This window comes from Methylomicrobium lacus LW14, assembly GCF_000527095.1.
Classification (GTDB): Bacteria; Pseudomonadota; Gammaproteobacteria; order Methylococcales; family Methylomonadaceae; genus Methylomicrobium; species Methylomicrobium lacus.
Window position 1 is genome coordinate 4,370,725 of record NZ_AZUN01000001.1, and the last position, 14,195, is coordinate 4,384,919.

The following is a 14,195-nucleotide window of genomic DNA, read 5'->3' on the forward strand; positions in this document are numbered from 1 at the left end:
TCCGCTTACGCGAGCCAGAAGCCGTTACTCGTCGCGCTCCGAAGATTGGCGTGACCGCTGTCCGCGTTGCCCGCGGCGGTCATCGCGCGGTGCCGGCGCGTTGTCTTGTCGTTCCGATCTTGCCCGGAAAGAGGCGCGGCCGGAAAAATCGTTGTCTTGGCGTTTGGCTTCTTGTCGCCCCCAATTTTGTTGACGCTGCCATTGGCCGTGTGCATTCGGATCGTCCGGACGGTGTTGCCGTTCTTCGTTCCGATGCTCATGACGATCATGATCCCATGCGTTTTGCCGGTTGTCGTAACGCTTCGGAGTCTGAGCGTTCCAGCTATAATGGTTATTTTTGTCGTGATCGTGTGCGTCGGGATAGCGATTGAACGACCCTGGGGCCGGCAACGGACGACGGTTGTCCTGATAACGGCGGCCGTCGTGGCCATCATAGCGATCGTGGTCGTCATGATGGTGATGGTGCGTTTCGGTGCGGTAAACCGGCGTCGGGTAGGAATAGGTGTTGTAGTAGTTGCGTTCGACCACGCCGTAACCGCTGCCGTAGGATCCCGGATAGTAACTGCTTCCGGAACTGTAACCGGAATTATAGCCAGGGCCGTAATAGGAATGGGGGTAGGTTGCGCAAGCCGCAGGCAGCGCCGCCAAGCCGACCAGAATGAGTCTTTTGATGATCAGGTGCATGATTTTAACCTTTGACGAGAAAGATTGAATGTTGATTGAATCATAGTCGGAATTGCTGAACGGGCCATGAATCGGACCGCAATTCTTTAAGCGACGTCAGGTGTGCCGGCAATCGACAAAACCCTAAATGGGTGATACGGTCATCGTCATACTATTCAAAAATTATAATATTAGAGGAAGAAAATGAAGTTTGAAGTGATCGATGCTGTAATTTCGCCCGAGGAAGGCCGACTGGATATCCTTTCGAAGGCCGAGGTCGGCAAGCTCTTGGATACCAGCCAGGGCGGCCTGTACAAGGTGTTTCGCAATTGCGCGCTGGCGGTGCTGAATTGCGGCAGTTCGATAGATGACGGCAAGGAGCTTCTGGAGCGTTATGCATCGTTTTCGATCCGTGTCGTGCAGGAGCAGCGCGGCATCAAGCTGGAGTTGAAGGCCGCGCCCGCGCATGCGTTCGTAGACGGCAAGATGATCAAGGGCATCAAGGAACATTTGTTCGCGGTGCTGCGCGACATCATCTATGTCAGCGACGAGATCTATAAAAATTCCCTTTTCAATCTTGAAACCTCGCAGGGCATCAGTGACGCGGTGTTCCACATTCTGCGCAATGCGAACATACTGCGGCCGATGCACAATCCGAATCTGGTCGTATGCTGGGGCGGCCATTCGATCAGCCGCAAGGAATACGACTACAGCAAACAGGTGGGCCATGAATTGGGGTTGCGCGGTCTCGATATTTGCACCGGCTGCGGACCGGGGGCGATGAAGGGCCCGATGAAAGGCGCGGCGATCGGCCATTCCAAGCAGCGCATCAAGCAGGGCCAATATTTGGGCATCAGCGAGCCCGGCATCATCGCGGCCGAATCGCCGAATCCGATCGTGAACGATCTGGTGATCATGCCGGACATCGAAAAGCGCCTGGAAGCCTTCGTGCGTACCGGTCACGGCATCGTCGTGTTTCCGGGCGGCGCCGGCACGGCAGAGGAAATTTTGTACGTTCTCGGCATTCTGCTGCATCCGGATAACGAGGCGATGCCGTTTCCGTTGATTTTTACCGGCCCGGACAGCGCCGGAGAGTATTTCGAGCAAATCGACCTTTTTATCGCCGGCACGCTGGGACCGAAGGCGCAACAGCGTTACCGCATCATCATCGGCGACCCGCGTCAGGTCGCGATCGAGATGGAGGCCGGCATCCGCGAGGTGCGCGCTTTCCGCAAGTCGACCGGCGATGCCTATTATTTCAACTGGTTGCTGCACATCGACAAAATATTTCAAACGCCTTTCGCGCCGACGCATCAAAACATGAAGGATCTGGCCTTGCACAAGAACCAGGAAACGCATGTGCTGGCCGCGAACCTGCGCCGGATGTTTTCGGGCATCGTCGCGGGTAATGTGAAGGCCGAGGGCATTCGCGCGGTCGAACAATTCGGCCATTTCGAGATTCAGGGCGATGCCGGCATCATGGAGTTGATGGATGCGCTGTTGGCGTCTTTCGTCGAGCAGCACCGGATGAAGCTGCCGGGCAAGAAATATGTGCCATGTTATCGGATTATTCAGTAAAGGCGACATGATAGAGATTGGGTTTTGGCAGTTCCGATGAAAGTGGTTTTGACCGAAAAGCCTTCGGTGGCGCGGGACATTGCGCGCTGCCTGGGCGTGAACAACCGGCGCGACGGCTATCTGGAGGGCAACGGCTATCAGATCGTCTGGGCGTTCGGGCATCTGGTCGAATTGCAGGAGCCCGATCAATACAACCCGGCCTGGAAGCGCTGGTCGCTGGAGAGCCTGCCGATCATTCCGGAGCGTTTCGCGCTGAGGGCAAGGGGCGATGCGGCCGCGCAGAAGCAACTGAATACCGCCAAACGCCTGTTGCAGGGCGCCAGCGACATCGTTTGCGCGACCGACGCCGGAAGGGAAGGCGAGCTGATCTTCCGTTATATCCTGTCCTGGTGCGGCTTGGAGCATAAACCGTTCCGGCGGCTGTGGATCAGCTCGCTGACCGACGAGGCGATCCGCCAGGGTTTTGCAGAGTTGCGCGACGGCCAGGCCTTCGAAGGCCTGTACCGGGCCGCGAAGTGCCGCAGTGAGGCGGACTGGATCGTCGGTTTGAATGCGACCCGGTATTACACGCTGAAGTTCGGTCAGGGTTCCTTGCTGTGGACTGTCGGCCGGGTGCAAACGCCGGTATTGGCACTGATCGTGCAGCGCGATAAAGACATCGCCGATTTCAAACCGAAGGATTTTTGGGAACTGCATACCCTGTACCGCGCGGCCGATTTTCAACATGCCGGCGGGCGCTTCGAGAAAAAGGCCGAGACCGAGGCGTTGAGGGCCCGGATCGACGGACAGGATTTCCGCATCACCTCGGTCAAGGGCAAGCAGGAGAAGGTTTATCCGCCGCTGCTGTATGATCTGACCGACCTGCAAAAGGACATGAGCATTCGCCATGGCTTCACGGCCGACCAGACCTTGCGTCTGGCCCAGTCGCTCTACGAAAAGAAGCATATCACTTATCCGCGTACCGACAGCCGTTATCTGAGCGCGGACATGAAGCCGCAGGTGAAGCCGCTGCTGAAAACCTTGCGGGCGCGCTTCGACGCGCAGATCGCGGGCTTGAATCTGGAACAACTGGCGCTGAGCGGCCGGCTGTTCAACGACGCCGGCGTGACCGATCACCATGCGATCATTCCGACCACGACCTTGCCGCGCGCGTTGAACGCCGATGAAGAAAAAGTCTATCAGGCGATCGCGGTACGCTTCATCGCGGCTTTTTATCCGCCTTGTCTGAAACGGATCACGACCGTGCTCGGCGAAACGGCCGAAATCCCTTTCAAGGCGACCGGCACGGTGATCGAGGCGCCGGGCTGGCAGGTGCTGTATCAGGATGCCGCGCCTGCCCAGGCCGATCAGGATCAGAAAATCCTGCCCGCCTTTATCCAGGGCGAAACCGGCCCGCACCTGCCTTCGCTGAAGCAGGGCAAGACGACGCCGCCAAAGCATTATAACGAAGCCACCTTGCTCGGCATGATGGAGTCGGCCGGCAAAACCTGCGATGACGACATGCTGAAGGAAGCGTTGAAGGAAAAAGGTCTCGGGACGCCCGCGACCCGGGCCGCTATCATCGAAGTGCTGGTCAAGCGCAACTATATCCGCCGGCAAAAAAAGCTGCTGCTGAGCACCGAGGCGGGCCAGCGGCTGATCGCGTTGATCGGCGACGAGCATTTGAAGTCGGCCGCGATGACCGGCGAATGGGAGTCGCGACTCAAAAAAATCGAACAGAATGATTACGATCCTCGGCGGTTCATGGACGGGATCATTCAATTTACCCGCCATATCGTGGCGCCGTCCGGGCGCTCCGCTGATCAGGCCGCTCTGGGCAACTGTCCTTTATGCCGCGCCCCGATCATTGAAGGCCGCAAAGGCTACGGCTGCAGCGACTGGCGCAAGGGCTGCACGTTTGTGCTCTGGAAAGAGACTTTCGGGGCGCCGGTTTCCCGCGCGATGGCGGCCGAATTATTGCGCCAGGGCTGCACGCGGCAGGCTTATCCGGTCAAGTTCAACGGCGAAGAATTGAACGCCTTGCTGACGCTGGACGCGCGCGGCGAGGTCGGCATCAGGGCGGCGGCATCCGAGCCGCGCTGAGCGTTCAGCGTTGTTGCCGCCAGCGGAAATAGGTTTTGCCGTCATCGCAGGCCCAACTCGCGCGTTGCGTGCCGGTTTTGCTGATCCTTAATTCACAGTGATGCTCGACCTTGAATTTTTCCCAGTGTTCATCGTCCAGATACACCCGGTAATACAGACTGAGCAGGATGATCGCCAGCAAGCCCAACAACAGCGTCAGCAGCGTGCCGATCGGCTGCTCCTGCATGGATTGCCGAGCGGAAGCCAGCCATTGCTTTAATTTCATAAAAACAGCCTCAAACCGATAAACTACACTATAGACATCATCCGCTACGGAATGTTTTCGAATCAATATTGGATGGGTCTGAAATTTACAGCAATTCTCGCGCCATTGTAAGCTTTTTGTCGATTCATCTACTGCGGCGCCTTGAGTGATGCCGGGAAATAATAAAAAACGGCAAAACGCAGGGAGAGGGCCATCATTCGGGCCGAAAAGCCGGAATCAATCGCGATTTGGCTGTCTAACCAAGGCTTGGCGGCAACAGGGCCAAGCATATAATAATGCAGGAGAATACTATGATTTACCGAGTCGAAGGCGATATTTTATTGAGCAAGGCGCAGGCGATTGCGCATGGCGTCGGGATCAACGATCCGATGGACAAGGGGCTCGCGCTCGAGCTGCATAACAAGTATCCGTCCATGCACAAGGATTTTCACCGCTGGTGCCATATGCACAACACCAAACCGGGCGAGGCGTGGCTGTGGGGAGGGCCGGATAACGTCAGGATCATCAATCTGATTACCCAGGAAGGCGTCGACAGCCAAGATCATCGGCACGGCAAGGCGACGCTGAGTAATGTCCGGCACGCCCTCAGCGCATTGGTGAAGATCATTGCCGCCGAAAAGCTGACATCGGTGGCGTTGCCGCGTCTGGCGACCGGCGTGGGCGATCTGGACTGGGACGATGTCTGGCCTTTGATCGACGAGCGCTTGGGCGGACTGGATATTCCGGTCTATGTTTATACCGTTTATCATCCGGGACAAACGGCACGGGAGCCCGGATTATAACAAGGCAGGGCCTCCATCCGCGTAGAATTCGCTCAGCCTGAATCGGCCGGCAGATTGGTCAGCAAGGTTTGCAGATCGATTTCCTGGATGCCGGAAAAGACGGATGAGTAGGTCGTAGGATCGGCGTCGGTGGTGGTGACGCTGATCCTCGCCGATATGCCGTCGCGGCTGATCGAAAGTGCCAGATAATCGCTTAACGCATCGGTTTCCGCGTCGATCAACAGGTCTTGCAGGCTTAATGAGTCCGGTGTTTGTGCCGGAGTCTCTTGTTGGCTATTTTGAAAGTCTTTCATCTCTATTCTCCCGTCCAGCCGATGCGGAATGATTCGCAGCGGCAATTCCGCAGTTCGTTGCAACATCTATCATCTAGTCGTAGTCGGTTAACGCCGCTTGCCGCTTGTTCAGAAGTGGCCATAGTGTACCGGTTTTTGACGGGTTGTGAATTGTACGAAAGTACTAGGCCCGGCGGTGGAAGAAGGCGGGACTTGGCGCCGATCAGCAAATCGGCGCGGGAATTCTTTATCCGGAGGGGGGATTCGTCAGGCCATTACGAGGCCGCGGCTATCGGTCAGGAACTTGGCGGCGCGTGACCGTTTAGCGCCCTGGTTTGATTGATCGACGCCGGTGGCGGTGATCGACATTAAGCCGTTATCCAGCCTTGAAATCAAGCCTTTTTCCTTCAAGTACCAGAGGTGGAATTCGAGGAACTCGCGGGGACAGCCGGATAAGCGTTCCAGTTCGAGATTGCCCAGACCGGGATTATTCATATTGCGGCGACGTTTCACATACAACAGCGACAACAGTTTTTCCTGTATCACGCTGTCTTCGTAAGGCGCCTCAGGCTCGCGACTTACCTCGGGGGCTATTGCGTAACGGCCAACATATTTTTTGTATTCGATATCGTATTGCGCCCTGGATTCCGGATTTCTTAAGGTTTCATGGGCTTTGACGATTTCGACAAAGCGGTGCTGGTTGCCGGTGTCCTGGATATCCGGATGATAGCGTTGCGCCAAATAACGAAATACCCGGTCTACCGTATCGGAATTGGCGTTTGGGCTGATTTCGAGAATCTCATAATAATCTTTGAATTCGCTGGGTTCCATTGGATTCCTCCCGAAAGTCTGGCATGATCGGATGGGCGGTCGGCAACAACTCGCATGGCATACACTCGTCGATGCATCGATGGGGTGCTAAAACGACCAAGGCAGCCTTTTCAAGACGCTTAACGATGTCAGAAATTCAGCGTGTCAGTACGGAGGGAGAATCGTGAAATCGACGGCAAAAATAGGCTCTTCGCGATTTTACCCGGCTTAAATTAAATAAAGATTAATTCGGGCGCTAGGCATGCAAAAATCCTTGCCCGTTTGTTTTTAGGCGTTGATTTAGGTCGTCAGCAATTTTATCGTGGATTCGCGTTGGGACTCGGCGTTGGCGTAATCGACGCCGTCTGCGGTAATCGCGATCATGCCGTTTTCGAGCCTGCCGATCCAGCCTTTTTCTTTGAGATACCAGAGATGAAACTCCAGGTGTTCGCGCGGACAGCCTGACAAGCGCTCAAGATCGAGATTGCCCATGCCTGGATTTTCGATGTTTCGTCTGCGTTTGGCATAAAGAATCGCGAGCAGTTTTTCTTGAATATCGACATCGTGCTCGATATTTTCGGGATCGCTCGCTTCCTCGGCTAATTTCAGGCGGTAGTCTGAATTGTTTTTATGCTGAATATCGTATTGTGCGCGCCTGCTCGGATCGCTCAGCGTTTCATGGGCCCGCACAATATCTCTGTAGCGCATGTGATCGCCGGTGCTCTGGTTGCCGGGATGATAGCGCTCGGCAAGATAACGAAATATACGGTCTATCGTTTCAGCATCGGCATTCGGGCTGATTTCCAGGTTTTCGTAATAATCGATGAAGGTAGACGCGTCCATAGCTTGACTGTGCCATTGCGGTTTTAACTTGACTTAGTTTAGCTTAATACAAATTCTGATTAGGCTAAAGTCTTAGTTGTGCGCGCAAAAGAAAGCACGGATCTTGCTGGGGCGCCGGATTCAATGTGCGTAGTCAAACTGGGCAGTCAGCAGTTTTGCGCTTTGCGTGCGTCTGGCGGTCTGGTTTGATTGGTCGACTCCGCTGACGCTAATCGACAGCAAGCCGTTTTCGAGGCGTGTAATCCAGCCTTTTTCTTTCAAATACCAGAGATGGAATTCGAGATGTTCGCGCGGACAGCCGGACAGGCGTTCCAGTTCGAGGTTGCCCAAGCCGGGATTGTTCATGTCGCACCGGCGTTTGACATAGAGCAGCAGCAATAAACTTTCCTGCATCATGTTGTCTTCGTAAGGCGTTCTCGGTTTCTGGCTGGCTTCGGAGGACGGCAGGCACCGGGCGCGATTTTTTTTGTATTCGATATCGAATTGCGCTCTTTTTTCCGGATTTCTTAGCACTTCGTGGGCTTTGACGATGCCGGCAAAGCGATAGTGGTCGCCGGTGGCTTGATTGTCGGGGTGATAGCGTTGCGCCAGATAGCGAAATACCCGATCTATCGTATCGCTATTGGCATTGGGACTGATTTCGAGAATCTCGTAAAAGTCTTTGAATTCGCTGGGTTCCATACGGGTCTCCGAAACATTTGACGGGATGGATTAAGCCTAGCACAGAGGATTATTAATTCAATATTAAGTTAAGATTTTTTTAATATTGTGGAGCGTCAAGCCAACTCATTGATCGCATCCTGGGTTCGGAAAAAAACTTTGCCGGGCTGCAGATGGTTGAAAAAATCGGTTTTGTGCAATTTATCGAGCACCGGACCTTTCGCTTCGGCAAGATGCAGCCTGATGTTCAGGTTTTTCAGCGCGTCATTCAGGCTTTCGAGCACTTCGAGCGCGGTGCTGTCGATATAGCTGACCGAGGCGAAGATCAGCACCACATGCTTGATGTCCGGCTGCCGTTGCAATTGGTCGCTAATGAATTCCTCGACATAATTCGCGTTCGCGAAGGTCAGGTTTTCATCGACGCGCAGCAGCAGCAAATGCCGCCAGGTTTTCACGTCATGGCGCTGGATGTTGCGAAAATGCTCGGTGCCCCGGATGCGCCCGACCACCGCGATATGCGGATGGCTGGTGATTCTCAGATAGCTGACCAGCGTTAGGATGATGCCGAGTGTGATGCCTTCCTCAATGCCGAGCACCAGCACGCCGAGTAAAGTGACGCCTTCGGCAATGCCGTCGCTGGCGTCATAGCGCCAGGTATGGACGATGTTTTGCAGGCGGATCAACGGCGTAATCGCGACCAGAATGATCGCGGCGAGTATTGTCTTCGGTATCGCGGCAAAGTAGGGGCTGAAAAACATCAGGGCCAGCGCGACAAAGGCGGCGGCCATCAGCATTGCCATTTGCGTGCGCGCGCCGGCCGAAAAATTGACCATCGTGCGGCTGAAACCGCCGGCCACCGCCATGCCGCCGGACAGCGCCGAGGCGATATTCGCCGCGCCGAGACCAATCAGTTCGTGATTCGGCTGGATCTTTTCGCCTTTGAGGTGCGCGATCGCCTTCGCGATCGCGACGCTTTCGACATAGGCGATCAGCGCGATCAGGGCCGCATAAGGCAAGAGCAGTCGCCAATGGACGGGATCGATCGCATCGATGCGTAGCCTAGGGAGGCCCGCCGGAATCCGGCCGACGGTTGCGACCTGATAGGCCGTGTCGAGATCCCATAGCTCGACCGCGGTCGCCCCGAGAGCGACGGTCAATAACGGGCCACACTTGCTGATCGCGGTAATCCATACCGGTTTCATGGCGGTTTTTTTGAGCAGGCCGGTGAGCGGCTTGCCAAACAGGATCAACAGCAAAACCGCGGCAAAGCCGGTGATCAGGGTTGCCGTATTCGCCGTGCGCACGGTATCGGTATAGCAGCTCAAACTGTCTACGCAGGGCAGCTTCGCCAGGCCGAGCAGCGGCGGCAATTGAGTGAAGACGATCAGGATCGAGGCGCCGCTGGTAAAGCCGGTCAGTACCGGATGGCTGATGAAATTGACCAGGCCGCCCAGGCGCAACAGGGCCATCAGCAGCATCAGCACGCCGGTCTCGGCGGCCAGTATCACCGCGCTTTGCACCGGTTGTTGCAAGGCGCTAATCTCAGGCGCATTGACGGCGCTGGCAATCATCACCGCCGCGATCGATACCGGTCCGACCGACAGCGTCCTGCTGGTGCCGAACAGCGCATACAGCACCGGCGGCAAAATGCTGGCATATAAACCCAACTCTGGCGGGATGCCGGCCAGCAGCGCATAAGCGATGCCTTGCGGCACCAGCAGGATGGCCGTGATCGCGCCGGCGAACAGATCGCCATGGAAATCGTTGCGGGAGTAGGTCTTGAGCCAGCCGAAAATGGGCAGAAAGTCAGTCAGGCGCATGGAAGGCAATAGGGTGAGTGAAAAGGTAAACGCGATGAATCGGCAAAAAACAGCAATGGATCAGTGAAGGAGGGATTGGAAATATGGCGGTACTTTGTGCCCCGCACCACGGAAGCGGTGCGAAAGTCATTCCCACGCGCGGAGCGTGGGAACGATGGTCTGGCTCTGCCTCAATCCTCCTTCATGAATTTTTTCGCATAGCTTTCGCGGTGAGGAATGTCGATCCGGTAGCCTTTGATCATCAAATGCCAGTACAGCCAAGGGAATCCGACCTTTTTGCCCCACCACCAGATCCAGCGGTTTTTCCGCGGGTCCAGAAATGGAAATGACGGCGTGACTTTACCGCCATAGGAAAATTCGGCCAGCATCACCGTGCTCAGCGAAGTGGTCAACGGGCAAGAGCCGTAACCGTCGTACTTGCCTTCGACCGGCTTATTTTTCATCAGGTACAAAATGTTGTCGACCACCACCGACACCTGCTTGCGCACTGCCGCGGCGGTTTTCGCGTTCGAGGTCGAGGCCGCATCGCCCAGGCCGAAGATGTTCGGGTATTTGTTGTGTTGCAGGGTGTTGTCATTCACGTCGACCCAGCCGGCCGCGTTCGCGAGTGGGCTTTGCTTGATGAAATCCGGGGCGCTTTGCGGCGGCGTCACATGGATCATGTCGAATTTTTTGCTGACCTGCTGTTTATTGCCGGCGCTGTCGGTGGTTTCGAATGTGGCGGTTTTGCCGGGGCCGTCGATCGCGACCAGATTATGATTGAAAGATTTTTTCGCGCCGTATCCGGCGGCGACTTTCTCCAAGGCCTTCGCGAAAAACGGGATGCCAAACATCGCGGGCCCGGCATTGCAGAACTCGATCGTAAACTTGTCCAGGATGCCTTTTTTACGGAAACGGTCCGCCGCCAGATACATGATCTTCTGCGGCGCGCCGGCACATTTGAACGGTGGAGGCGGCTGCGTAAATAACGCAGTTCCCGACTGGATGTTTTGGATACATTCCCACGTATATTCACAGGTATCCGGCGAATAATTGCTGCAGACATTGTTTTTGTTCAGGGTCTCTTTCAGTCCTTTGATCTTGTCCCAGTCCAGTTGCAGGCCGGGGCAGACGACCAGATAATCATAGGTGACCGTTTCACCGGAGCGCAGCGTCACGGTATTTTGTTCCGGCTGAAAGCTGTCGGCATACTCCTTGAGCCAGGTGACTTTCGGATTGATCAGATCGGCTTCGTTGCGTGTGGCTTCTTTCAGGGTGTATTCGCCGCCGCCGATGATCGTAAATCCAGGCTGATAATAATGCTTTTCGGAAGGCTCGATCAGGCCGATATTGATATTCGCATTCTGTCGAAGCATGTTGTTCGCGACCGAAACGCCGGCCGCGCCGCCGCCGACTATCAAAAGGGTATGGTGTTGTGACATAAAGCCTCCTCGAAATTATTATGGGGTTAGTGCCGCGATTCGGTCATCTAACAGGTATTGTATTGAGTTGGTTGAGCGATCGATCGATCGATCGATCGATCGATCGATAAATGACCGGATCGCTCAACTATTGTCTTTTTACTCGAAACACGGGCTATGTCAACCCGTGCTTTATTTTTCATTTTATTGGAGGCTTTTTTGCCAGGCTTCATAACCGCCCGCGATCGACAGCACATGCAGATAGCCCAGCGATTGTAAAGTTTGCGCAGCCATTGCCGCGCGGCCGCCGGTCCGGCAATACACTAGAATTGCTTTCGCTTTGTCCGCGAGTTCAGGCGTGGTGCCGACTTTGAATTCCAACACGCCGCGTGGAATCGGCAGGGCTTTATCCAGATGTCCGGCCGCATATTCACTCTCCTCGCGCACATCGACAACGGTAATATGGCCTTCGGCCAACAACTGCTTGGCCTTGTCGACGCCGATTTCGGTGATTTGCTGTTTGGCCATCGCGACCAGATCCTGGGCGCTGGTGGTTGTCCGCTCCGGGCGGCTCGTCTCCCGGCGGGCTACCGCATCCTGACGTTCATCTTCATCGAGGCCGCAGTAACGGTTGGCCGGTACCGCTTCGTCGATCAATCGCGGTTTCGGCAAATTCAGACTGTTCATGATGTTGATGAATTCCTCGCGCGACTTTCCGGCCAGGCGCGGGTTCGTCGTGCGTTCCTGCCTGATGCTGCTGACCCAGCGCCCCTGATAGTCATGGCCCGGATAAACCAGCGTATCGTCGGGTAGGGTAAACAGGCGTTGGGTGATGCAGTCGTACAGCGCGCCGGCATCGCCGCTTTGAAAGTCGGTGCGTCCGCAGCCGCCGATGAACAGCGAATCTCCGGTAAACAAACGGTCCCGCCACAGGAAGGAGGTGCTGCCTTGGGTATGGCCGGGGGTGGCGATGACTTTGATTTTTTCGCCGCCGGCGAATTCCAACACGTCACCGTCCTGCAGTTGCAAGGACGCGCCGATCGCGCCGCACAACTGGCTCACACCGGTTTCCGCGCCGAGTTTTTGTCTGAGCAAGCCGCTGGCGGTGATATGGTCCGCATGCACATGGGTTTCGAGCGAATATTTCAACTTCAGCTCATGTTCGTCGAGCAGGGCGATATATTCATCGATATGCGACTTGACCGGGTCGATCAGCACCGCGTCCTTGGTGATGGGGTCGGCGATGAAATAGGTATAGGTCCAGGTTTCGGGGTCGAATAATTGTTTGAAAATCATTTTGTCTCTCCGCTTATTGTGAGGGCTTGGAACGCTGCAAAGCCGTTGTGCTTAGTCTTGTTACAGCAAGGCGTGTGCCAGAATAGCCGATAGGGCGATTTCCTCTAATTCGACATGACGCCAGCCTTTTAGTTTAACACGTTGGTATTAAAGGATTTTTGTCTCATTGATCGAGATGTTTTGGGCGATCTTAATTAAAAGTCTTGCCGCGCCGAGACTTGTCAGCGGCGTGTTTCAACATGTTTCATTTCGATTAACAAATGTTTCCATGAAACATGATGAAACGGGCGTTATACGGCAGGGGCGAGGAGGGCCGAATTAGCGAATAGAGTCTCCGCCATCAAAGCATCATGCCGGTTCAACACTGATAATTTTCCCCGCCGCATTCAATTTGAGCCGCAAACGACCATAACAGGATTTCTGATCGCACTGGCAGCCGGAGCCTTCCATGATGCTTTCCAGGAAAGTCACATAGATCAACAGGCTATCCGCTTGTCGTTCGATGATTTCATAGTGGATCGATTCGTTGATGATCCAGCCGTTTTGGCTGCAAAAGACGCTCAGCTCTTTACAGGTTTGCAGTAGATGAGCAATGGCTTGGGCTTCGGACATGGTTTTTGCCTTTTCGATTCAGTCGGGTTGAATTTGCTGCGAGTCGTTTTGTGTTTTCTGGCTGGCCGCGGTTGGATTCGGTTTTATTTTCTGACGCATGCGGTCAAAAACAGAACCAGCGCGGCAAAGCCGGCGCCGGTGTAAAATGTTGCGGAGGCGCCGTAAACGTCCCAAAGCCCGCCGGCGAGCACGCTGGCCAGCAGCGCAAACAGGCCGCTGACGAAATTGAACAGTCCGAAGGCGGAGCCTTTCAGTTCCGGCGGCGTCGTGCTGGCGACGAGTGTCGCCAGGATGCCTTCGGTGAAGCCCATGTGCAGGCCCCACAAGCCTGCGCCGAGCAGCACGGCAAACGGCGTATCGGCCCGCGCCAGCAGCAGATCGGCCGCGATCAGCAATAAAAGGCCGAGCGAGAGCAGATGGTTTTTGTTCATCACATCCGACAACACCCCGGCAGGGTAGGCAGACAGCGCGTAGAGCAGGCTCATTACCACCATCACCAATGGGGTGATCGCGCCAGACAATCCCGCCTGTTGGGCGCACAGGACCAGAAAGGCTTCGCTGAAGCGAGCCAACGTAAAGATCGCGCCGATCGTCACGACGCGCCAATAGGATAAAGGAAAAAGCCGCAGCGTATCAAAATGCAGCGGTGAGCGAAAACGGTGCCGTCCCGCATGGAACGTGGGTTCCTGGATGCCGGCGGTGATCAGAATCACGGTCAGCGCGGCAGGCAGGGCCGCGAACCAGAGCGCCGTCTTCAGGTTGCCGTCATAAAGATAAAGCAGCAGCATCGCCAGCAAGGGGCCGAGAACCGCGCCGACCGTATCCATCGCCTGGCGCAGGCCGAAGCAGGCGCCGCGAATGCCGGCCGGCGCGACATCGGCGATCAGCGCATCGCGCGGCGCGCCGCGGATGCCTTTACCGATCCGGTCGAGAAAGCGCGCGGCGAACACCGTCTCGATCGAGCCGGCTAGCGGAAACAGCGGCTTGCTTAACGCGGCCAAGCCGTAGCCGAGCAGGATCAGGCGTTTGCGATGTCCCCAGAAGTCGCTCAGGGCGCCGGAAAAGATTTTGACGATTTGCGCGGCGGCGGCCCCGACGCCTTCGATCATGCC

The 14,195-nt window shown here is 55.7% G+C and carries 14 protein-coding genes; 3 read left to right on the forward strand and 11 right to left on the reverse strand.

The window, feature by feature from the left end; genetic code table 11:
* Positions 1-24 precede the first annotated feature (24 nt).
* Entirely contained in the window at positions 25-684 is a 660-nt protein-coding gene (locus METLA_RS0120310; RefSeq protein ID WP_024300311.1) for a hypothetical protein, read from the reverse strand.
* A 183-nt stretch (positions 685-867) separates the two neighbouring features.
* Here METLA_RS0120310 and ppnN point away from each other — a divergent pair, with 183 nt between their 5' ends.
* On the forward strand, positions 868-2,241 hold the full coding sequence (gene ppnN / locus METLA_RS0120315) for a nucleotide 5'-monophosphate nucleosidase PpnN (RefSeq protein ID WP_024300312.1): 1,374 nt from the start codon (positions 868-870) through the stop codon (positions 2,239-2,241).
* A gap of 36 nt (positions 2,242-2,277) precedes the next feature.
* Positions 2,278-4,323 carry a DNA topoisomerase 3 gene (locus tag METLA_RS0120320; RefSeq protein ID WP_024300313.1) on the forward strand — a complete coding sequence of 682 codons (2,046 nt, stop codon included), beginning with the start codon at positions 2,278-2,280 and terminating at the stop codon, positions 4,321-4,323.
* Positions 4,324-4,327: 4 nt separating this feature from the next.
* Here METLA_RS0120320 and METLA_RS0120325 read toward each other — a convergent pair whose 3' ends face one another.
* Positions 4,328-4,588 carry a hypothetical protein gene (locus METLA_RS0120325; protein WP_024300314.1) on the reverse strand — a complete coding sequence of 87 codons (261 nt, stop codon included), beginning with the start codon at positions 4,586-4,588 and terminating at the stop codon, positions 4,328-4,330.
* A gap of 290 nt (positions 4,589-4,878) precedes the next feature.
* Between METLA_RS0120325 and METLA_RS0120335 the strand changes: the two genes are divergently transcribed.
* Complete coding sequence (locus tag METLA_RS0120335; protein WP_024300315.1) at positions 4,879-5,370, forward strand: macro domain-containing protein; 492 nt, start codon at positions 4,879-4,881, stop codon at positions 5,368-5,370.
* A gap of 32 nt (positions 5,371-5,402) precedes the next feature.
* On the opposite strand, the gene METLA_RS0120340 is transcribed toward METLA_RS0120335, so the two are convergent.
* The 9 genes from METLA_RS0120340 to METLA_RS0120380 form a co-directional block, all read right to left on the reverse strand.
* Positions 5,403-5,663 (reverse strand): type I secretion C-terminal target domain-containing protein, encoded by a 261-nt coding sequence (locus METLA_RS0120340; RefSeq protein ID WP_024300316.1) that lies wholly within the window; start codon positions 5,661-5,663, stop codon positions 5,403-5,405.
* A 246-nt stretch (positions 5,664-5,909) separates the two neighbouring features.
* On the reverse strand, positions 5,910-6,473 hold the full coding sequence (locus METLA_RS0120345; protein WP_024300317.1) for a J domain-containing protein: 564 nt from the start codon (positions 6,471-6,473) through the stop codon (positions 5,910-5,912).
* Between the two features lie 279 nt (positions 6,474-6,752).
* Positions 6,753-7,295 carry a DnaJ domain-containing protein gene (locus METLA_RS0120350; protein WP_024300318.1) on the reverse strand — a complete coding sequence of 181 codons (543 nt, stop codon included), beginning with the start codon at positions 7,293-7,295 and terminating at the stop codon, positions 6,753-6,755.
* A gap of 120 nt (positions 7,296-7,415) precedes the next feature.
* Positions 7,416-7,976, reverse strand: coding sequence for a DnaJ domain-containing protein (locus tag METLA_RS0120355; protein WP_024300319.1), 561 nt, complete (start codon positions 7,974-7,976; stop codon positions 7,416-7,418).
* A 95-nt stretch (positions 7,977-8,071) separates the two neighbouring features.
* Entirely contained in the window at positions 8,072-9,775 is a 1,704-nt protein-coding gene (locus tag METLA_RS0120360) for a SulP family inorganic anion transporter (protein ID WP_024300320.1), read from the reverse strand.
* Between the two features lie 170 nt (positions 9,776-9,945).
* Positions 9,946-11,196, reverse strand: a complete 1,251-nt coding sequence (locus METLA_RS0120365; RefSeq protein WP_024300321.1) for an NAD(P)/FAD-dependent oxidoreductase — start codon at positions 11,194-11,196, stop codon at positions 9,946-9,948.
* Between the two features lie 183 nt (positions 11,197-11,379).
* Positions 11,380-12,471, reverse strand: a complete 1,092-nt coding sequence (locus METLA_RS21625) for an MBL fold metallo-hydrolase (RefSeq protein ID WP_024300322.1) — start codon at positions 12,469-12,471, stop codon at positions 11,380-11,382.
* 348 nt (positions 12,472-12,819) lie between these two features.
* Positions 12,820-13,083 (reverse strand): hypothetical protein, encoded by a 264-nt coding sequence (locus METLA_RS0120375; protein ID WP_024300323.1) that lies wholly within the window; start codon positions 13,081-13,083, stop codon positions 12,820-12,822.
* Positions 13,084-13,166: 83 nt separating this feature from the next.
* Positions 13,167-14,195 (reverse strand): MFS transporter (locus tag METLA_RS0120380; protein WP_024300324.1); only part of this gene is annotated, 1,029 nt, incomplete at its 5' end.